Source organism: Aeromonas sp. ASNIH4 (assembly GCF_002934425.1).
In the GTDB taxonomy this organism is placed as follows: domain Bacteria; phylum Pseudomonadota; class Gammaproteobacteria; order Enterobacterales; family Aeromonadaceae; genus Aeromonas; species Aeromonas hydrophila.
This window is the reverse complement of the sequence record NZ_CP026217.1, coordinates 1094531-1113083: the sequence shown is the minus strand read 5'-3', so window position 1 is coordinate 1113083 and position 18553 is coordinate 1094531. Positions and strand designations below refer to the sequence as shown.

16 protein-coding genes are annotated in these 18553 nt (G+C 62.0%); 4 read left to right on the top strand and 12 right to left on the bottom strand.

Translation table 11 applies throughout. The features are described from left to right. Positions 1 to 12: 12 nt before the first annotated feature. Positions 13 to 1728 carry an NAD-dependent malic enzyme gene (locus tag C2U40_RS05250; protein ID WP_024944164.1) on the bottom strand — a complete coding sequence of 572 codons (1716 nt, stop codon included), beginning with the start codon at positions 1726 to 1728 and terminating at the stop codon, positions 13 to 15. Positions 1729 to 1968: 240 nt separating this feature from the next. On the opposite strand from C2U40_RS05250, the gene C2U40_RS05245 reads away from it, so the two are divergent. Continuing rightward, a complete protein-coding gene (locus tag C2U40_RS05245; protein WP_060390040.1) occupies positions 1969 to 3099 on the top strand; it encodes a hybrid sensor histidine kinase/response regulator in 1131 nt (376 codons plus the stop codon). Between the two features lie 65 nt (positions 3100 to 3164). Here C2U40_RS05245 and C2U40_RS05240 read toward each other — a convergent pair whose 3' ends face one another. From C2U40_RS05240 to C2U40_RS05200, 9 genes are all read right to left on the bottom strand, one after another. Beyond that, a complete protein-coding gene (locus C2U40_RS05240; protein ID WP_103829187.1) occupies positions 3165 to 4136 on the bottom strand; it encodes a formate dehydrogenase subunit gamma in 972 nt (323 codons plus the stop codon). Then, complete coding sequence (gene fdh3B / locus C2U40_RS05235) at positions 4133 to 4756, bottom strand: formate dehydrogenase FDH3 subunit beta (RefSeq protein WP_011706855.1); 624 nt, start codon at positions 4754 to 4756, stop codon at positions 4133 to 4135. The genes C2U40_RS05240 and fdh3B overlap by 4 nt, the downstream gene beginning before the upstream one ends. A gap of 4 nt (positions 4757 to 4760) precedes the next feature. Continuing rightward, complete coding sequence (locus C2U40_RS05230) at positions 4761 to 7661, bottom strand: formate dehydrogenase subunit alpha (RefSeq protein ID WP_103829188.1); 2901 nt, start codon at positions 7659 to 7661, stop codon at positions 4761 to 4763. 23 nt (positions 7662 to 7684) lie between these two features. Next, a complete protein-coding gene (locus tag C2U40_RS05225; RefSeq protein WP_005303194.1) occupies positions 7685 to 7888 on the bottom strand; it encodes a transcriptional initiation protein Tat in 204 nt (67 codons plus the stop codon). A gap of 69 nt (positions 7889 to 7957) precedes the next feature. Continuing rightward, positions 7958 to 8578, bottom strand: coding sequence for a TorD/DmsD family molecular chaperone (locus C2U40_RS05220; protein ID WP_103829189.1), 621 nt, complete (start codon positions 8576 to 8578; stop codon positions 7958 to 7960). Positions 8579 to 8588: 10 nt separating this feature from the next. Further along, entirely contained in the window at positions 8589 to 10319 is a 1731-nt protein-coding gene (locus tag C2U40_RS05215) for a 4Fe-4S dicluster domain-containing protein (protein ID WP_103829190.1), read from the bottom strand. Positions 10320 to 10423: 104 nt separating this feature from the next. Then, positions 10424 to 11026 carry a DUF3306 domain-containing protein gene (locus tag C2U40_RS05210; RefSeq protein ID WP_181014966.1) on the bottom strand — a complete coding sequence of 201 codons (603 nt, stop codon included), beginning with the start codon at positions 11024 to 11026 and terminating at the stop codon, positions 10424 to 10426. Continuing rightward, entirely contained in the window at positions 11019 to 11585 is a 567-nt protein-coding gene (locus C2U40_RS05205) for a DUF3305 domain-containing protein (protein WP_103829192.1), read from the bottom strand. Before C2U40_RS05205 ends, C2U40_RS05210 begins: the two co-directional genes overlap by 8 nt. Positions 11586 to 11918: 333 nt before the next feature. Then, positions 11919 to 12440 (bottom strand): transglycosylase domain-containing protein, encoded by a 522-nt coding sequence (locus C2U40_RS05200; RefSeq protein WP_103829193.1) that lies wholly within the window; start codon positions 12438 to 12440, stop codon positions 11919 to 11921. Between C2U40_RS05200 and C2U40_RS05195 the strand changes: the two genes are divergently transcribed. Further along, on the top strand, positions 12432 to 13634 hold the full coding sequence (locus tag C2U40_RS05195; protein ID WP_081000878.1) for an ISL3-like element ISAeme19 family transposase: 1203 nt from the start codon (positions 12432 to 12434) through the stop codon (positions 13632 to 13634). The two genes, C2U40_RS05200 and C2U40_RS05195, sit on opposite strands and share 9 nt — an antisense overlap. A gap of 240 nt (positions 13635 to 13874) precedes the next feature. Here C2U40_RS05195 and C2U40_RS05190 read toward each other — a convergent pair whose 3' ends face one another. Further along, positions 13875 to 14366 (bottom strand): hypothetical protein, encoded by a 492-nt coding sequence (locus C2U40_RS05190; RefSeq protein WP_081013111.1) that lies wholly within the window; start codon positions 14364 to 14366, stop codon positions 13875 to 13877. A 266-nt stretch (positions 14367 to 14632) separates the two neighbouring features. On the opposite strand from C2U40_RS05190, the gene C2U40_RS05185 reads away from it, so the two are divergent. Together C2U40_RS05185 and C2U40_RS05180 are read left to right on the top strand one after the other, a co-directional pair. Beyond that, positions 14633 to 15490: a formate dehydrogenase accessory sulfurtransferase FdhD gene (locus tag C2U40_RS05185; RefSeq protein ID WP_103827034.1), complete on the top strand. Its 858-nt coding sequence runs from the start codon at positions 14633 to 14635 to the stop codon at positions 15488 to 15490. A gap of 15 nt (positions 15491 to 15505) precedes the next feature. Then, the gene (locus tag C2U40_RS05180) at positions 15506 to 16372 is read left to right on the top strand and encodes a helix-turn-helix transcriptional regulator (RefSeq protein ID WP_029299489.1); all 867 of its coding nucleotides are present in this window, start codon (positions 15506 to 15508) and stop codon (positions 16370 to 16372) included. A 71-nt stretch (positions 16373 to 16443) separates the two neighbouring features. Here C2U40_RS05180 and C2U40_RS05175 read toward each other — a convergent pair whose 3' ends face one another. Then, entirely contained in the window at positions 16444 to 18537 is a 2094-nt protein-coding gene (locus C2U40_RS05175; protein WP_103827033.1) for a sensor histidine kinase, read from the bottom strand. Positions 18538 to 18553: the final 16 nt, after the last annotated feature.

Below are 18553 nucleotides of genomic sequence, written 5' to 3'. Positions count from 1 at the left end.
AGCTTGCGGCCATCATACCCGGCGATAGGGCAGGTAGACCGGCTCCCACATGTGGTTGAGGATATGCTGCTGCAGATCCTGACCGATCAGCGGGTGGGAAGGATCCCGCCGCACTATGTCCTTGAGCACCGCCGTCGCCACGTGCACCGAGATGTTGCGAAGCTCGCGAATGCGCGGATAGACGGCCCCCTTGGCCAGGTCCACCTCGCTCACGCACTCTGCCAGCGCAAAGGCGGCGGTGGTGAAAATGTCCGGCGTAATTTCGCGGATCTGGCTGACGATGGCCGCCAGACCCACCCCCGGGAAGATGAAGACGTTGTTGCCCTGACCGACCCGGAACTCCTGCCCTTCGTAGTGCACATCCTTGAACGGGCTGCCGGTGGCGACAATGGCCTTGCCCTGGCTCCAGCGATAGATATCGTCCGGCAGCGCCTCGCAGTTGGCGGTCGGGTTGGAGAGCGGGAACACCATGGGGCGCGCGCAGTGTTTTTGCATCAGCTGCACGTGCTCCTCCTTGAAGGCGCCGCCCGAGCCGCTGGTGCCCAGCAGCACGGTGATCGGCACGTGGCGCAGCACGTCGGTCAGGTTGGCCTTGCCGGGCACCTCGGTGTCCCAGCCGGCCAGCAGCAGGCCCGGCTTGGCGTAGCGGCGCTTGTACTCGTCGAGCCCCTCTCGGTTGTCACACACCAGCCCCTGGGTATCCAGGATGTAGATGCGATCGCGAGCCGCCTGCGGATCCAGCCCTTCGCGGATCATGCCCGCGCAGATCTGATCCGCCACCCCGACCCCGCCGGCACCGGCGCCATAGACCAGGTAGTTCTGCTGGCCCAGGGTCTCGCCCTTGACCTTGACCGCCCCTATGATGCCCGCCAGCACCACGGCACCTGTGCCCTGGATGTCGTCGTTGAACGACGGCAGCGACTGCTGATAGCGGGAGAGATTGTTGAAGGCGTTGGACTTGCTGAAGTCCTCCCACTGCAGCACGGCGTTCGGGAAGTGGCGCTTGACCCCGGCCACGAACTTGTCGATGAAGTCGTCGTACTCCTTGCCGCGAATGCGCTTGTGGGGCTGACCCAGGTACATGGGATCATCCAGCAGCGCCTGATTGTCGGTGCCCACGTCGAGCGCGATAGGCAGGCAGCAGGCGGGGTGAATGCCAGCGGCCAGGGTATAGAGGGAGAGCTTGCCGATGGGAATCCCCATGCCGCCCACCCCCTGGTCACCGATCCCCAGGATCCCCTGGCTGTCGGTCACGACGATGATGCGCACCGATTTGGCATCCAGCTGACGGGCCAGGGAGCCCATGTCATCGACGTTCTTCGGGGTGATGTAGAGGCCGCGCGCCTTCTGGTAGCGGTGGCTGAACTCCTGGCATGCCTTGCCCACGGTCGGGGTGTAGATGATGGGGGTCATCTCCTCCACGTGGCGCGCCAGCAGGGCGTAGAACAGGGTCTCGTTGCGATCCTGCAATGCCCGCAGGTTCTGATACTTCTCGATGTCGCTGCAGGCGCTCAAAAAGCCCTGATAGACCCGATCCAGCTGGGCTTCGAAGGTTTGCACCTGGGGAGGCAACAGGCCGTCGAGCTCGAAGTCGGCGCGCTCCTGTTCGGTAAAGGCGGTGCCCTTGTTGAGATTGCGATCGTTGAGCAGATCGGTGCCAGTCAGTGCAACGGGGCGAAAATCTTGTCCCTGTGCATCTTTCCACAGCAGATATTGTCCGGTAGCCATAGTCATTCTCTTTGATTTACGTGAAATTGCCGTTCGGCAGGAGAGCAAGACTCATAATGAAATCAATCATATGACGTTTGCCTGTTTAGTTTTGTGAGCTTGGGCATACCCTGCGGCCAAAATCCGCGCCGAGGTGGATGATGGTCTCATACCGGCCACGCGCCGCAGAGAGCGGCCAACTATGCTCAACAGCAGGCCACCGGCAGGGAGAGGTTCCCGGGGGCAGGAGAGAACACACAGATGAGTGAAATCCTGATCGTCGATGACATGGCATCCAACCGCTACATCTTGCGCAGTCTGCTGGAAGAGGCGGGTTACCGGGTGCGGGAGGCCACCGACGGCCTGCAGGCGGTGGATGCCGCCACCGAGTTCCCCCCCGATCTGGTGCTGATGGACATCAACATGCCGGTGATGGACGGTTACGAGGCGTGCCGCCGCATCAAGCAGTTGCCGGGCCAGTGGTGCCTGCCGGTACTCTTCATCAGCACCAACAGCGGGATCGGGGCGCTCGAGCAGGCCTTTCAGGCCGGCGGCTGCGACTATGTATCCAAGCCGTTCCACCAGCTCGAGGTGCTGGCCCGGGTGCAAAACCAGCTGCGCCTCAAGGAGCTGGGGCGCCAGCAGGCCAAGGTGCAGCTCTACCAGAGCCTGTTTCAGCTCACCGCCGGCATCGCCCACGAGATCAACACCCCCATCGGCATCGGCATCACCGCCTCCAGCCTCATTCACGGCGCCGGCGATCTGCTGGCCAGCGCGGTGCAAAACGGCATGCTGGGGCAGCGCCTGCTCCAGCAGCAGCTCACCGACATCAAGGAGGGCACCGAGCTGGTGGAGTCCAGCCTGCGCCGGGTCGCCCTGCTGGTGACCCGCTTCAAGGAGCTGACCCGGGATCAGACCGAACTGCCCGCCACCCCCTTCGCCGTACAGAAGAGCCTACGCAAGCTGCTGCAGGCCTTCACCCCCGAGTTTCTCATCGCCCGGGTCAACGCCGATCTGGGCGGCGAAGAGGTCACCCTGACCGCCCCCGAGTCGCTGTTTCTCGACCTGGTGCAGGAGCTCATCAAGAACAGCATGGAGCACGCCTTCAAGGGGCCGGGGGAACACCGCCTCTCCCTGCAGGTGGAGCGGGCCGGCAGCGAGCTGCTGCTGATCTACCGGGACAACGGCCCCGGCATGGCGGCCGAGCAGCTGGCCCATCTGTTCGAGCCCTTCTTCACCACCCTGCGCGGTGACGCCCGCCACTGCGGGCTGAGCGCCTGTCGCATCCACAATCTGGTGGAGAACAACCTGCACGGCCAGCTTGCCGTCACCAGCCCCCCCGGCGAGGGGCTCTGCTACCGCATCCGGCTGCCGCTGCAGCCACCGCTCTGAGCGGCAGACACAACAAAGGGGCGCCGCAGCGCCCCTTCTCTTTCATCCTGATGTCGCGATCAGCCTCAGCCTGACTTGCCCGCCTTCGGCTCATCGAGAGTGTGCTTCACCTCTTCATACCAGAGGTCGTGGTGCTCCTTGGCCCAGGTTTCGTCCACCTCGCCGCTGATCATCCCCTCCAGCGCCCCTTCCAGCTGGAACAGGCCCATGTAGATATGGAAGATGAAGCCGCAGATGAGGATGAGGGCCCCGACGATGTGGATGAAACTGGCCCACTCCATCTGGCGGCGCAGCTGGCCGAAGATGGGGAAGTCCAGAAACAGCCCGGTCGCCACCACGATGCCGCCAAACCAGATCAGCAGCCAGAAGATCGCCTTCTCGCCGCCGTTGGAGAAGCCCGCCGAGGGGTGACTCCCCTTGTGGGGCCCCAGCATGCCGCCCGCCTTCATAAACCACTGCACGTCCACCATGTTGACGATGTTGTGGCGAAACCACTTGATGAGCACTCCCATCAGGCAGAGGAAGAAGAGCGGCCCCACGTAGTTGTGGAACACCTTGGCGAACCAGATCCAGTTCTCCCACACCCCCATGCTCACCACCGGCTTGATGAAGTGCTTGCCATAGATGATGGCCAGCCCCGACCCGGACAGGGTCAGGAACATGCCCGCCGTGCTCCAGTGCAGCGCCCGATCGAGCCGGCTCCAGCGCTTGAGCTTGCGCCCGGTGCGCGGTTTGGAGAGCCTGGTCGGCCCCACAGCCCAGTACATCAGGCCGCACATGGCCAAGGAGCCGAAGATGGCGATGGCACCGAGCGGCGACACCCACTTGGTCTTCACCTCGAACCAGAGCTGGCCCGGCACCGAGATCAGCACCCCGTGCTCCGGCGAGCGGGAGGTGGTCACCCCCTCCTGCCCGTCCTTCACCGCTCGCCAGTAGTCGGCGCCGGCAAAGCCGACCGCCTCTTTCTCGGCGTCGGCGAAGCTGGCGGTACTCACCAGCAGCAGGGCGGCAAACAGGGCCATTAGCCAGGTTTTCATGCCGCCCCTCCCTTGCCCGCCTTGCTGGCGTCGTAAAACAGCTCTTCACCGCTGCCCCAGCCCGCTTCCTTGGCGCCGCGATAGGCGACCCGCTCGCGGAAGATGTCGGAGATGACCTGCGCATCCCCCGCCAGCAGCGCCTTGGTGGAGCAGAGCTCGGCACACATGGGCAGCTTGCCCTCGGCGATGCGGTTGGCACCGTACTTCTGGCGCTCCGCCTCGCTGTGATCCTCTTCCGGGCCACCGGCGCAGAAGGTGCACTTGTCCATCTTGCCGCGATCGCCGAAGGCGGCGGTCTTCGGGAACTGGGGCGCCCCAAACGGGCAGGCGAACAGGCAGTAGCCGCAACCGATGCAGAGATCCTTGTTGTGCAGAACTATGCCGTCGTCGGTGTGATAGAAGCAGTCGGCCGGGCAGACCGCCATGCAGGGAGCGTCGGTACAGTGCATGCAGGCCACCGAGATGGAGGTTTCTCCCGGCAGGCCGTCGTTGAGGGTCACCACCCGGCGGCGCTGGATGCCCCACTCCAGGGCATCGTCGTTCTCGTTCTTGCACGCCGTCACACAGCCGTTGCACTCGATGCAGCGCTTGGTGTCACACATGAATTTCATTCTGGCCATGAGATCAGGCTCCTACTTGGCGAAAACGGCACAGGGTGACCTTGGTCTCCTGCATCTGGGTAACCGGGTCATAGCCATAAGTGGTGACTATGTTGACCGACTCCCCCAGCACATAGGGGTCTGACCCTTCCGGATATTTGGCGCGCAGATCCTGGCCCTCGAAGTGACCGCCGAAGTGGAACGGCATAAAGGCGAGCCCCGGTTTGACCCGCGGGGTCACCAGCGCCTTCACTTTCACTCTGCCTCCTTCCGGCCCCTCCACCCACACGTCCTGACCGTCGCGCACGCCGACATCGTTGGCATCCGCCGGGTTCATCTCGACGAACATCTCCTGCTGCAACTCGGCCAGCCAGGGGTTGGAGCGGGTCTCGTCGCCGCCACCCTCGTATTCCACCAGACGGCCGGAGGTAAGGATGATTGGGAACTCCTTGCTGACGTCCTTCTCCTGCACCGAGGCGTACTGGGTCGGCAGGCGCCACAGGCTCTTGGCGTCCGGCCAGGTGGCGTAGTCGGCCAGCAGATCCCGGCGCGGGGTATAGAGCGGCTCGCGGTGCTTGGGCACCTGATCCGGGAAGGTCCACACCACGCAGCGCGCCTTGGCGTTGCCGTAAGGCACGAAGCCGTGCTTGATGGCCACCCGCTGAATGCCGCCGGAGAGATCGGTCTTCCAGTTCTTGCCCTCGGCCTCTTTCTTCTCGGCCTCGGTCAGCTCGTCCCACCAGCCAAGCTGTTTCAGCAGATCGGCGGTGATCTCGGGATAGCCGTCTTCCACCTCGCTCCCCTTCGGCCAGGAGTCTTCGGCCAGCAGCGAGACGCCCTGATACTCGATGCCGAAACGGGCGCGGAAACCGCCGCCCCCTTCCGAGACCGGAATGCTGGTGTCGTAGAGGATATGGCTGCCGGGGTGTTTCATCTCCGGGGTGCCCCAGCAGGGCCAGGGCAGACCGTACACTTCGCCGCTGACCGGGCCCCCTTCGGCCTTGAGGTTGGTCTTGTGGAAGGTGTGCCAGTTCTGCTGGTGCGCCTTGAGCCGCTCCGGGCTCTGGCCGGTGTAACCCACGCTCCACATGCCGCGGTTGTATTCGCGGGTGATGTCTTCCAAGAGCGGCTCGTTGTTCTCCACCTTGATGTGCTTGAACAGCTCATCGGCAAAGCCGAGCTTCTTGCTCAAGAGATACATGATCTCGTGGTCCACCTTGGATTCGAACAGCGGCTCGACCACCTTGTCGCGCCACTGCATGGAGCGGTTGGTGGCGGTGACGGAACCATAGGTCTCGAACTGGGTGGTGGCCGGCAGCAGGTAGACGCCGTCGGTGCGATCGTTCATGACGGCGGCGACGGTGGGGTACGGGTCGACAATCACCATCATGTCGAGCTTTTGCATCGCCTTCTTCATCTCGGGGCCGCGGGTCTGGGAGTTGACCGCATGGCCCCAGTAGAACATGGCGCGGATGTTGGAGCCCTGCTCGATGAGATCGGCGTTCTCCAGCACCCCGTCCACCCAGCGGGAGACCGGAATGCCGTTGTTGTTCATCGGCAGCTTGCCGTTGTAGGCCTTGTTGTCAAAACGGGCCTTGATCCACTCGTAATCGACGTCCCACACCCGGGCCCAGTGCTTCCAGGAGCCCTCTTCCAGCCCGTAGTAACCGGGCAGGGAGTCTGAGGTGACGCCAAAGTCGGTGGCGCCCTGCACGTTGTCGTGACCGCGGAAGATGTTGGTGCCCGCCCCGCTTTTGCCCACGTTGCCGAGGGCCAGTTCGAGGATGCAGTAGGCGCGGGTGTTGTTGTTGCCGGTGGTGTGCTGGGTACCGCCCATGCACCAGACCACGCAGCCGGGGCGGTTGTCGGCCAGCAGCTTGGCGGCGCCATGAACCTGCTGTTCGTTGAGGCCGGTCACCCGTTCCACTTCGGCCGGGGTCCAGCGCGCCACCTCTTTTTGCACCTCGTCCATGCCGTAGACGCGGGTGCGGATGAACTCTTTATCTTCCCAGCCGTTCTTGAAGATGTGCCAGAGCATGCCCCAGATAAAGGCGACGTCGGTGCCCGGGCGCAGGGAGAGGTACATGTCCGCCTTGGCAGCGGTGCGGGTACGGCGCGGGTCGACCACTAGGATCTTGCAGCCGTTGCGCTCTTTCGCCAGCAGGATGTGCTGCATGGCGACCGGGTGGGCCTCCGCCGGGTTGGAGCCGATAAACATGATCGACTTGCTGTTGTGCATGTCGTTCAGGCTGTTGGTCATGGCGCCGTAGCCCCAGGTGTTGGCGACCCCGGCGACCGTGGTGGAGTGGCAGATCCGCGCCTGGTGATCCACGTTGTTGGTGCCCCACAGGGACGCCATCTTGCGAAACAGGTAGGCCTGCTCGTTGGAATGCTTGGCGGAGCCGAGCCAGTAGACGCTGTCGGGGCCGGACTCCTTGCGCAGCCGCAGCACCTCATTGCCCACCTCTTCGATGGCCTGCTCCCAGCTCAGACGCTGCCACTTGCCGCTCACCAGCTTCATCGGGTACTTGAGGCGACGCTCGCCGTGACCATGCTCGCGCAGGGCCGCCCCCTTGGCGCAGTGACCGCCCAAGTTGAAGGGGTGATCGAAGGCCGGCTCCTGCCCGGTCCAGACGCCGTTTTGCACCTCGGCATAAACGCCGCAGCCCACCGAGCAGTGAGAGCAGATGGTGCGCTTCACCTCGACCGGCACCTCGGCTGCCACGGTTTTGGCCTCCGCCCGCTGCATCATGGCCGGCGCCAGCCAGCCGGCGGCCACGGCGCCACCGGCCACCAGACCCGAGTTGACCATAAAGGCGCGACGGGTCAGCCCCTGACCGCGAGCGGCCCCATTATTTTGCAAACCGCCTTGCAAGCTGCCCTGCTCGCCCGCCTGGGGCTGCTCGGCACGTTTCGTCAGTTTCATGAGTTCTCCTTCACTGAGTCGGCTCAGTCGGTGCCGCGCAGGGTGCGATAAAAGTCGTGAACATGGGGGGTCTCCCGATAGCCCTTGTCGGGCTCGGTGTCGTGGGTCAGCACCTCCTTGCCCACCACCCGGCCGGTGGCACCGGCCAGCACGCCTATGGTGGCAACCACCCCCACCCCCTTGATCAGATTGCGGCGGGACGGGTCTTTCAGCTGTTCATCGCTCATCTTTCTGTGACCTCTGTTGTTATGGTCGGCTGCGGTGAGCCGGCTTTGCTATGAGTGGGTGGAGCAGCGTCATGGCTGCGTCACCACCGGGCTGCCAAAGGGCAGGCGCAGTTCCTGTTCCAGTTTGAAAAAGTCTTCGGCAAGAGCACCGACCGCCCGGTAGAAGCTGCCCCCTTTCGCCTGTTGCTGATCGCGGCAGCAGGCCAGTACCCAGGGGGCAAGGTGGCGTTCATAGAAGCGGTTACGCTCCGGGTGCTGCTCGGCAATCAACACCGCCATCACCTCGCAGAGGGCGGCCAGGTGATCTTCCGGCTCGCACACTCCGCTCTGGCGCTCGAAACCGAGGGACTGGAGATCGGCGCGCAGCACCGCCAGTGGCAGCTCCATCAATGAGCCGGTGAGATACCAGGAGGCAAACGGCACGATCTCCCCGCGCCCCAGCCCGATAAAGAGATCCTGATACTCCTCGGCAAGCTCATGCTCGTGGTGGCTGCTGGCCGCCAGCTGCACCAGCCCCAGCCCTCTGGCAAAGGGGCCGGGCATGGCCTGCAGGCCTTGCAGCCAGACGAGCTGCTCGCCTCGGGGGGCGGCGCGCCAGAGGCTCGCCAGCAGGGCGTACATGTCGGCGCTATTGCGATCCAGGTCGGTCATTGCCGGCGCCTCCAGGTAGTTATTGCGTTGTTCAGTCATCAGAGCCCCCTCACACCTTGAGCTGGGAGACGGGATCCGCCGCCAGCGCCGCAAACACATCCTTGACCCGGCAGTCCTCGCACATCAGCAGCCGCTGGGCGGCCTCGTTCTGAAAGTGGGAGTGACCGGCCAGTTTTTGCTGGATGCGGCGGATAAGGGAGGCCGGCGCAAACGGCTTGCCACAGCGAATGCAGCAGGCCGCCTCTTCGGCTTTGAGGCTCTGCACGGCGCGGCGCGCCTCGGGCACCGGTTGCAGGCGGGGCACCAGCACGATGGCCTGCTCGGGGCAGGCCTTTTCGCACATGCCGCACTGGATGCAATCCTGCTCGATAAAGTTGAGGCCGGGGGCATGCCCCACCGCATGCAAAGCGCGGCTTGGGCAGACCGCCACGCAGCCCATGCAGAGGGTGCAGTCAGCGTCTTTGAGCTCGACGCTGCCGTAAGGGGCGCCGTGGGGCACCGCCAGCGGCTCGAGGCCGCCATTGTTGGCTTGCCAGAGGGCATCGAAGGCGGCAAACAGGTTCTCCCGTTTGTCTCCTTTGAGCGGCTTGTCCAGCAGGGCAAGGGTCGGCTCACCGGAGATCGGCTTATCTAATTCGACATCCGGGTTAAACAAGGCGATGCGATCGGCAGCAAGACCGGCGCCAGCCAGCAGCACGGCGGCGCTCGCCAGCTCCCGCTCAACCAGCGCACGGACGCTCTCGGGGGCACCATCGCCCAGCGCGATGCGCACCGCGTTGGCGCCATAGGCAATAGCGGCCAGCCAGCTATCGATGCCTAGACTCGCGCTCTCCTCCACCCAGACCGGCAGCCAGTTGGCAGATAGGCGGGTGAGCTCGGCTTCCACCCATTCCCGCTCGCTTTCACCGGCGATCAGCAGCCGAGGCGCGTCGCCCCCCGCCTCCCGGTAGTGCTTGAGCAGCCGCAGCAGATAGTCGCCGCTGGTGTTGGCATCGGGTTGGTGATAGGCAATCGCCCCGGTCGGACAGGCCGAGGCGCAGCTGCCAAAGCCCTGACAGAGATGGGGATCGATCTGGATGCGACCATTGACGGGCTTGAGCGCATCGGTCGGGCAGACATCGAGACAGCGGCTGCAACCGGGCACGCCGCGGGCGGTAAAGGCGCAGGCCTCGGGGTCGAGGCGAAAATAGCGCGGCTTGTCAAAGATACCTGTCAGCGCACAGAGCTCGGCAAGCCGTTCGGCCAGCCCTTGGTCATCGGCAAGATGCAGATAACCGACTGGCGGGCGTTCCAGCGCAAACAGCGGGACGCGGCCCAGATCGGCCACCAGATCGAAGCGTGGTTCGCCATTTGCAGCGGCCTGCTGAGTAAAACAGAGCGCAGCCAGAGAAATACGCTCACCCTGCCCATTGAGGCCGGTGAGCTGGAACTGGCCGAGATACCCGGTCAGGCTCGGCTCGCGCAGGGTCAGGGCATCCAGGGTGGCGGTAGCCTCGAAGATGGCCTCGAGATCCGCCGCCTCGGCATTGTGGACGGATTCGGTGACCAGCAGGGTCGGCATCACGCCTTGGGGCAGCAGGCTGGCCGCGCGGCGAATGCGGTCTTCCGGGCCGACCAGCAGCAGGCGCCCCTGACTCTGGTAGGAGACAGTAGCCGGGATCAGGTTGTCGGTCTTGACCGCATGCTGCAGGGCATGGGCGCGGGCACGTTCGTTGCGCGCGGCCACGCCATCGGCGGTCAGAGTTGCGACGGATGTTGTTATGGGTTGTTCGATGCTCACATGCACTCCTGTGCGCGCCACCTCGTGGGATGGCGTGCTTGTTGGTCAGCTGGGAGAGCAAGAGCCGAGCCAACTCCCCCAGGAAAAAAGTGACTGGCAGGGAGTCAGGATCCCAAATGCTCCATTCCCCCACCCTTGGTTGGGACATTTTGTCCATCATGGTCAACCAAAATGTCCCGATCATCGGTAGGGTTTTGAGAATGGTTATCAGCCAACCCTTGCGGCTCGCTGGTTATGGCCGTGGCGGCCACCGTCGCCGGTTCGGGTGCGGCGGAGGATAAGTGAGGCGCTTCACCATCGGGCGCCGTCGCCTGCTCCACCAGCCAGTTACGCAGCCCGGCGCTCAAGGCTGCGGGCAGCAATTCGGGCTGGCTGAAATCCTGGGTGTAGTCGTCGAGCCCATCCGGCTTGTGGCTGCGAAACATGGCGCGCAGCACCTCCTTGTCGGGGAGTGCCGGCTTCTCTGAGGGGGTCGTTTTGGGCTCTGATCCGCGCGGCTTGCCCCCTTCAACGCGAAGAGGAACATCACTCCCCTTGTCAGTGCTGACTACGCGGCCATCCAGTTCTGTACCTGGCATTTCACCTTCGCCGCTGCCATCGATGGGGGTCGCAAGTGCCTCAGGAGTGACCTCTTCTCGTGGCTGCAATGCCTGATGCTTGCGCGCCTCGCTCTTGCGAGACGACCAGCGCTTGAGGAACTCACTCATGGGCGCTGTTTCCGGCCTTGTTTCCGGCATCGCTGCCACGCTCGCGACCATCGGGGCCGGTAGCCTTGACGGCGCCACAGCTGGCTTGCTCCTGGCTATCGACACCCAGCTGATCCTGCGCCCGCCCCTTGCCCTTCTTGCCCTTGCGACGGGCCTCCAGCAGCTCGCCGTGGCGGCCGATAAAGGCCTCCACCCAGGCTTGCAGCGCTTCGGGCAGCGGGCAGGAGAGCACTTGCCGCTCACCATCCATATAGGCGGCGGCCACGGTCTGACTCAGGGTGAGGCCATCGGCCACAAAGCCACTGTCCACGCGGCTTCCAGTGACAAAGAGGCGGGGCGAGCCGGAGCTCAGATTGAAGCGATAATCCCCCCGCTCATCGCGAAACAGGGTAAGGGGCAAGGCACCGGCGGCCTCAGGTTCGGCGGGGTGGAGCGCCGCAATCTCGAAACGGCGGCTCTGCCAGCGGCCAACCTGACTGTCGATGGCCTTTAACTCCAGCTGCAGCCAGCGCTGCGGGGAGAGGGGGTTGGTTGTCTCTTGCACTGTCACGGCTCCCATCAGAAGGTCTCTGCCGGGCCACCCTCCCCCTTGCTTAGCCCCAGTCGGGGCGGATCAAGGCAGTACATTCAGGGCAGCCACGGCCATCAGTGGGATAAGACTTAGCAAGAGTGGGGCCAAGGCCGGTTTGGTGGTTGATGGGGGCTTTACTGCGGGTTGGGGCGTCGTGCATCACATGGGTTAGCGCTGAGCGCAGCGAAGCCCAGTATGTGGAGTAAAACCAGTTCACCTGCGCCTACTCAAGGGGGATAGCAGTCATCGGATAACACCAAATTATCCAATAACCACCTTTTCAAATAAAAAGCTCCTAAATATAGGGAACATTAAAAAGGGCTATATCTGTCTAGCATTTACATTTTCCCTTATATGCTTTGGTAGCTTTTTACTTGCCAGGTTAATAATATGATTTTTTCTGCGTTGATATTTTGCATGCCATATAAGACTATATTTAGATGGCTCAGGGTATTTTAATCGTATGGATAGCTCAATTGAGAGTATTGTACTATCTCGGAAAACATCTAACCCAAGACATTTGGCTAATTCAAAAACACCAGAAATTTTTGTCCCCAGATATGCAACTTGTACATATGCAGAAACAATCTGATCTTTATTGAATTTTCTAGCGATAGATATAGCTAATAGTTGTTCCATTAACTTTCTCTTCAATGTAGGCTCATAATGGCCAGTAATAGTCCTCACTAATTGCTGTTCAATGGTGCTCCCCCCTTGCTTTATTCCCCTAAAAATAGGTTCTTCGCGGGATCTTGGGGAAGTGGAAGTTGACAGACAGGGTGCTGGTAAACTGGCTGTCTCCAAACACACCACCACCATCACCCTGCTGTCGCCGTGCATCATATTGATATTGCCTCCTTCTGGCCAGGTTATACCGTCATCGCCCAAGCGCTTTCTGCCAACCATCACACCCTGTTTACCCTTGAGCCTCGCGCCGACTTCTTGCCCCGTTGTCGCCGATGCCTGCAACCCACGCCATTGATCCACGACCAACGTATCCGCCGGGTGCGTGAGCGAGACCTATTTGACCGACAAGTCTGGTTACAACTGCCTGTTCGCCGCGTCGACTGTCTGCGCTGTGGTCGCGTCAGTGAACATATCGACTGGCTCCCCTCTGGCTCCCGCCTCACCCGGCGCATGCAGTGCTGGATTGAAGCGCTCGTTCAGTACCTCCCCATCCGCCATGTCAGCCAGCTCACCGGGGTCGGTTGGCACACCATCAAGGAGATCGACAAGCGCCGTTTGCAGACCAGTGTGGGCACCATCGAACTTGGGGAGGTGCGGCGGCTGGTGATGGATGAGTTTGCCCTGCACAAGGGACACCGCTATGCCACCGTGATCATGGATGCCGAGCGAACCCGCGTCCTGTGGGTGGGGCACGGCAACAGCCGGGCCGCTATCCGTCCCTTCTTCGAGCAGCTCGGCGAGCGATGCCAGCAGATTGAAGCGGTGGCGATGGACATGAACACGGCGTTCGACCTGGAGGTGAAGCAACACTGCCCGCAGGCGGAGGTGGTCTACGACCTGTTCCACGTGGTGGCTCGCTATGGCCGAGAGGTGGTGGACCGGGTGCGAGTGGAGCAGGCGAATGCACTGAAAAGCGATAAACCGGCGCGAAAAGTGGTCAAAAGTGCGCGTTGGTTGCTGCTACGTAATCGGGCGAAGTTGAGTGAAAAACAGGATGTGAAGTTGCAGGAGCTGTTGGCGGCGAATCAACCGCTGGCGATGGTGTACGTGCTGAAAGAGGGGTTGAAGGGCATCTGGTATGCGCCGAGCGTGTGGGAAGGATGGCGACGATGGCGGAGCTGGATGCGGCAGGTGAAGGAAAGCGGGCTAGCGCCGCTGCAACGATTTGGTCGAAATTTATCGAAATATATGCGGGGGATCCTGGCGAGTGCAAACTACCCGATGCACACGAGTGTGCTGGAAGGGGTGAACAACAAGATCAAAGTGATAAAGCGTATGGCATATGGATTTAGGGACTCAGAATACTTTTTTCTGAAAATCAAGGCGGCCTTCCCCGGAAAGCCGCGATGAACCTAAAAATATACTGATAAATTATTCTGCAGAAAGATATCTGGTCTATCCCGTAATGATAGTCTCCCCTATGATCTTCTGCTATCTGCAAGTAATACTTATAATCTGATGGAAAGTCACACCAAAGCTCACCTATTGAATTGACTACTTTACTCTGTAGCAAACGGAAATAGGGGCTAAACGCGAACACAAAATAATAGGCTAATAAATAAGGTGAAGATAATATTATATATATGTACCTCAAATTTTCTCCCGGCTCCAAGTTGTATAACCATTCTGATCAGCAACCATTGTAGAAAATATACCTTCCAGCGTATCTGTTTTATTTTGAATTTTGAGCTTGTACGAGTAAGTAGACTCCCGCCCAAAACCATCCTCTACAACATGTAATACTACCATGTCTTTTGAAAAATAGTTTTTATGGATATACCCATCAACAACACCGCGACATCTGTTTTTACCAATAAATGGTCTTTCTCCATTGACAGAATCCTCATAAACTTTCTCTGTAGTGCCTGAAACTCTATTTCCTTCGCACCAAAGAATAGCAGTATAGCCAAGAGTCATTCCTTTGTATGGGTTATAAGCACTATCTACTGTAATATTCTTTAAGTGCCACATGCCACTTATATTAGGAAGAGGGAAACATTTTTCCCTAATCAAGAAGAATAGAAATGTTAGAATGCAACCACCGATCACTGTTGCTAATACATCACCCCAAAGATTATCCATATTCTTATTTCCTTCATTAGCTGCTTATTAATCGGCATTAAATTTTGTATCTTAACCTAATTCCTCCCAATTCTAACCATATGAGTTTTCAAAGAAAAGCATGATTACTTACTTCCTTATCAAAATGACATCGTGCATAACGTCTGAACTTCCAAATAATGCTGGCTGCGAACTATCACTCTGATACTTAGTCTTCTCACATTTATCTGGAACAAAACTTGCTGTATCCCTCCCCTTAGATCTCGGCAACCGGTCGCGAGGGGCCCATGACACCGACCTTTATCAAAAGCAATGCAGCCGCCCAGCTCACCATGGCCGTCGAGGTGATGGATGAACAGGGCATGCTGCAAACCCGCCAAATCGCCTGTGAACGGCCACTGACGGTCTACCTCAACTGGAAGGAAATCGTAACCCTGATGACGCTGGGGGCCCGCCCCGAGGCGCTGGTACTGGGTTATCTGAAAAATCAGGGCTTTATCGAGGATATTTCGACCATCGAGTCGGTCATCGTCGACTGGGAGAGCGAGGCCGCCGCCGTGGTGAGCAGCCAGCAGGCCGAAGATCTCGACAAGTCACTGGAGAAGAAGACGGTCACCTCCGGCTGCGGTCAGGGCACCATGTATGGCAGCGTGATGAAGAAGCTCGAAGGGGTGGTCTTGGCGGCGCCCGAGCTTAAACAGAGCACCCTCTACGCCCTGCTCAAGGCGCTGTCGGCCCATAACGAAACCTACAAGATGGCGGGTGCAGTCCATGGCTGCGCCATCTGTCGCGGCAGCGAAATCCTCTCCTTTGTCGAGGACGTGGGGCGCCACAATGCGGTGGATACCCTGGCGGGCGAGCTCTGGATGAGTGGCGAGGCTGGCCACGACAAGATCTTCTACACCACCGGGCGGCTCACCTCGGAGATGGTGATCAAGGTGGCGCAGATGGGCATTCCGGTGCTGCTGTCGCGCTCCGGCGTCACCCAAATGGGGCTGGATCTCGCCCGCCAGCTCGGCATCACCATGATTGCCCGCGCCAAGGGGCGCCACTTCGAGGTATTCAGCGGCCACGACCATCTCGTGCTGGACGAGAAGCCGCCGGTGCTGGCGCCCAGTTCGGCCGGTCTCGGGATGCGGGACTAAGCCATGAATGAATTTATGAACGTGAAGCAGGTGGCGGAGTATCTCGATCTCAACGAGAAGAAGGTCTACCAGCTCGCCAACGAGGCGCGCATCCCCGCCACCAAGGCGACCGGCAAGTGGCTGTTTCCCCGCTCCCTGCTCGATCGCTGGCTGCTTGGCAGCTGCCACGAGGGGGTGATGAACGACCGCCTGCTGCTGGCAGGCTCCGACGACGTGCTGCTCCACTACGCCAGCAGCCGTTTGGCCCAGCAGCTCGGCACCCAGGCACTGGTGGGCTACACTCCGTGCGGCACCCGTCAGGGGCTGGCGATGCTGGCACGCGGCCACGTGGATCTCTGCGCCATTCACTGGGGCCAGGCCGAGGAGGCCCACCTGCGCCATCCGGCGCTGGTGCAGCAGTATCAGGGCCACCGGCAATGGGTGATCGTTCATGGATTTCGGCGGGTGCAGGGACTGGTGCTGCGCCGAGGCTTGCAACCGAAAGAGGCGAGACAGGCGCTCGACTGGCGCTGGGCCATGCGCCAGGAGGGGGCCGGCAGCCAGCGCGCCCTGCAGGAGTGGCTGCAAACGCAAGGGGAGTCGCTGACCCGGCTGGAGCGCACCCTCGAGGTCAACAGCGAGCGGGAGCTGGCCGCCGCCATCAGCCGGGGCGATGCCGATGTCGGGCCCGGTGCCCAGAGCACCGCCACCGAGTTCGGCCTCGATTTCATGCCGCTCTCTCAGGAGTGCTTCGATCTGGTGATGCCGCAGGGGGTCTTCTTTCGCACCCTGCTGCAGCAGCTGATCGGCTGGCTGCAATCCCCCGAGGGGCGCGAGCTGGCGGCCCGCCTCGGCGGCTATGACCTGACCCAGAGCGGCAAGCTGGTGTGGAGCCCGCAGTAAATAACCACTCACTCGCCCGTAAAAAAGCCCGCCAAGACCAATATTGACGGGCTTTTTTGTGACTGGCGTGGTTAAGACGGGTGGTCGCCACCGGCCTCACGCCCCTCGGCATTGAGCGCGATGCGCCACCCCTCCAGCCGGTCGCGCTCGCCACCGCTGGCCAGCCGGGCGTGGCTGCGCAGGCGGATGGTAAAGCAGCTGCCCTGCCCCGGGGTTGAATCCACCAACAGCTCCCCGCCCCAGCGGCTGATGATGCGGTGGCTCAGGGCCAGCCCCAGCCCAGTGCCGGTGGCGCGGGTGGTGAAGAAGGGGTCGAAGATCTTGTCGATGATGGCCGCCTCGATGCCGCTGCCATTGTCGATGACCCGCACCTCGGCCCCTTGCAACTGGCCGGCGTCATCCAGCCAGTCGCGGCTCTCGACCCGGATCTCCCCCTGCTCCCCCAGCGCATGGCTGGCGTTGACCAAGAGGTTGATCAGCACCTGCAGCAGCTGCTGGCGATCCGCCTCGATGGGCTGCTGGGCCCTGAGATCGGCCACCAGGTTCACCTGCTGCTGGCGCAGGGCGGAGCGCACCAGGGTCAGACTCTCCTCGATGATGGGGGTGAGGTGCTGCCACACCGGCGCCGTCTCGTAGTCGCCGGGACGGGAATATTGCAGCAGGCTGCGGGTGATGGCGCGAATGCGCTCGATCTGGGCCAGCACCAGCGCCAGCTCCTCGCTCACCGGCGCGGCCGCCTCCCCCAGCTCCAGCTTCATCAGCTCCACATTGCCGAGGATCACCGCCAGCGGGTTGTTGATCTCGTGGGCCACCCCGGCACAGAGCTCGCCGAGGGCCGCCAGCTTCTCGCTGATGAGCAGCTGCTGGCGGGCCTGGGTCAGCATGTGGATGTGGTGCTCGAGCTCGGCGGTCTTCTGCTCAAGGCTCTGGGTGCGCTCGGCCACCTTCTGCTCCAGCTCGTCGGCGCTGCGGGCCAGCTGCTGCTGGTGCGCCGCCTGCTGGTCCAGCATGGCGTCGAACTGGCGACCGAGCTGGGCCAGCTCGTGATCGGGGTCGAGGGCCAGCACGCCGATGCGGGCCGGCTGACCCGCCTGCACCTGGCGCACCACCTTGTGCATCCGCTCGATGGGGGTGAACAAGTCCCGCGCGCCGCGATAGACCAGCAGGCCGGAGAGCAGCAGCAACACCACCACGCCGGAGCCCAGCTCCAGCAGGTTGGTGAGGTAGGTGCGGATGATGGGCCACTCGAGAAAACCGACGTAGAGCATGCCGATGCGCTCGCCATTGGCGCCCAAGAGCGGCTCGTAGCCCGACACATACCAGGCGTCGTGCACGAAGGCGCGATCAATCCAGGGCTCGCCGCGCCCCAGTACCTGCTCGCGCACCGGCGCCGAGACCCGGGTGCCCACCGCCCGCCCCAGCTGGCGACTGCTGCTGGCAGGCACGTTGGTGCTCACTCGCAGGTCGCCGAGAAACAGGGTGACGGTGCCGATGCTGCCGGCAGGCAGGGTGTTCTTGGCGAACACCTGGCCCTTGAGCTCGTCCACCAGCCGGGTGCTGCCGTTGATGAGCTCGCCTCCCTCCAGCACGCCCCAGAGACCGCCGTCCCGCCCCATCACCGGGGTCAGCGAGAGGCTGACCAGGCCGCGGGTCTCCTGCCCCGCCACCGGATCATATTCCCGCTCCAGCACGGCGCGGCTGGCCAGTGCCGGCGAGAGCGCCAACAGTTGCTCCCGCGACCAGACCACGAAATGGCTGACGCTGCGCCCGGCGGCGAGGGCCGCGCGATCCTGCGCTGGCAGCAGATCCAGCTCGCTGCCGCTGCGCAGGCGCAAAAAATCGAGGCCGTAGTTGGCGGCCAGTGGCATCACCCATTGGCGCAAGCGAGCGGGGGATTCACGCAGTTGCAGCTGGAAGGCCCAGGCATCGCGCAGGTGTTCGAGGTGCTCGGCCTGACGCTGCTGCTGCACGCTCACCGCGTGGTGGGCAACGCCAAGGTCGCTGCGCACCGTGGTGAGCAGGTTCTGCCAGCTGTAGGTGAGGGTCCAGTAGAGGGTCAGTCCTATCATGCCGGCCAAAGTCAGCATGATGGGCACCGAGGTGAGCAGCAGCAGGCGCCAGCGCACCTTGGTTCTGAGCAACCCAGGGATCTGCGCCAGCCTCATGACTCACTCCGGCGAC

Coding starts and splice junctions, on each gene's coding strand:
- C2U40_RS05220 (WP_103829189.1), bottom strand. CDS start 8,578: ATGACTGAACAACGCAATAACTACCTGGAGGCGCCGGCAATGACCGAC.
- C2U40_RS05245 (WP_060390040.1), top strand. CDS start 1,969: ATGAGTGAAATCCTGATCGTCGATGACATGGCATCCAACCGCTACATC.
- C2U40_RS05210 (WP_181014966.1), bottom strand. CDS start 11,026: ATGAGTGAGTTCCTCAAGCGCTGGTCGTCTCGCAAGAGCGAGGCGCGC.
- C2U40_RS05225 (WP_005303194.1), bottom strand. CDS start 7,888: ATGAGCGATGAACAGCTGAAAGACCCGTCCCGCCGCAATCTGATCAAG.
- fdh3B (WP_011706855.1), bottom strand. CDS start 4,756: ATGGCCAGAATGAAATTCATGTGTGACACCAAGCGCTGCATCGAGTGC.
- C2U40_RS05240 (WP_103829187.1), bottom strand. CDS start 4,136: ATGAAAACCTGGCTAATGGCCCTGTTTGCCGCCCTGCTGCTGGTGAGT.
- C2U40_RS05175 (WP_103827033.1), bottom strand. CDS start 18,537: ATGAGGCTGGCGCAGATCCCTGGGTTGCTCAGAACCAAGGTGCGCTGG.
- C2U40_RS05180 (WP_029299489.1), top strand. CDS start 15,506: ATGAACGTGAAGCAGGTGGCGGAGTATCTCGATCTCAACGAGAAGAAG.
- C2U40_RS05230 (WP_103829188.1), bottom strand. CDS start 7,661: ATGAAACTGACGAAACGTGCCGAGCAGCCCCAGGCGGGCGAGCAGGGC.
- C2U40_RS05250 (WP_024944164.1), bottom strand. CDS start 1,728: ATGGCTACCGGACAATATCTGCTGTGGAAAGATGCACAGGGACAAGAT.
- C2U40_RS05190 (WP_081013111.1), bottom strand. CDS start 14,366: ATGGATAATCTTTGGGGTGATGTATTAGCAACAGTGATCGGTGGTTGC.
- C2U40_RS05200 (WP_103829193.1), bottom strand. CDS start 12,440: ATGATGCACGGCGACAGCAGGGTGATGGTGGTGGTGTGTTTGGAGACA.
- C2U40_RS05205 (WP_103829192.1), bottom strand. CDS start 11,585: ATGGGAGCCGTGACAGTGCAAGAGACAACCAACCCCCTCTCCCCGCAG.
- C2U40_RS05185 (WP_103827034.1), top strand. CDS start 14,633: ATGACACCGACCTTTATCAAAAGCAATGCAGCCGCCCAGCTCACCATG.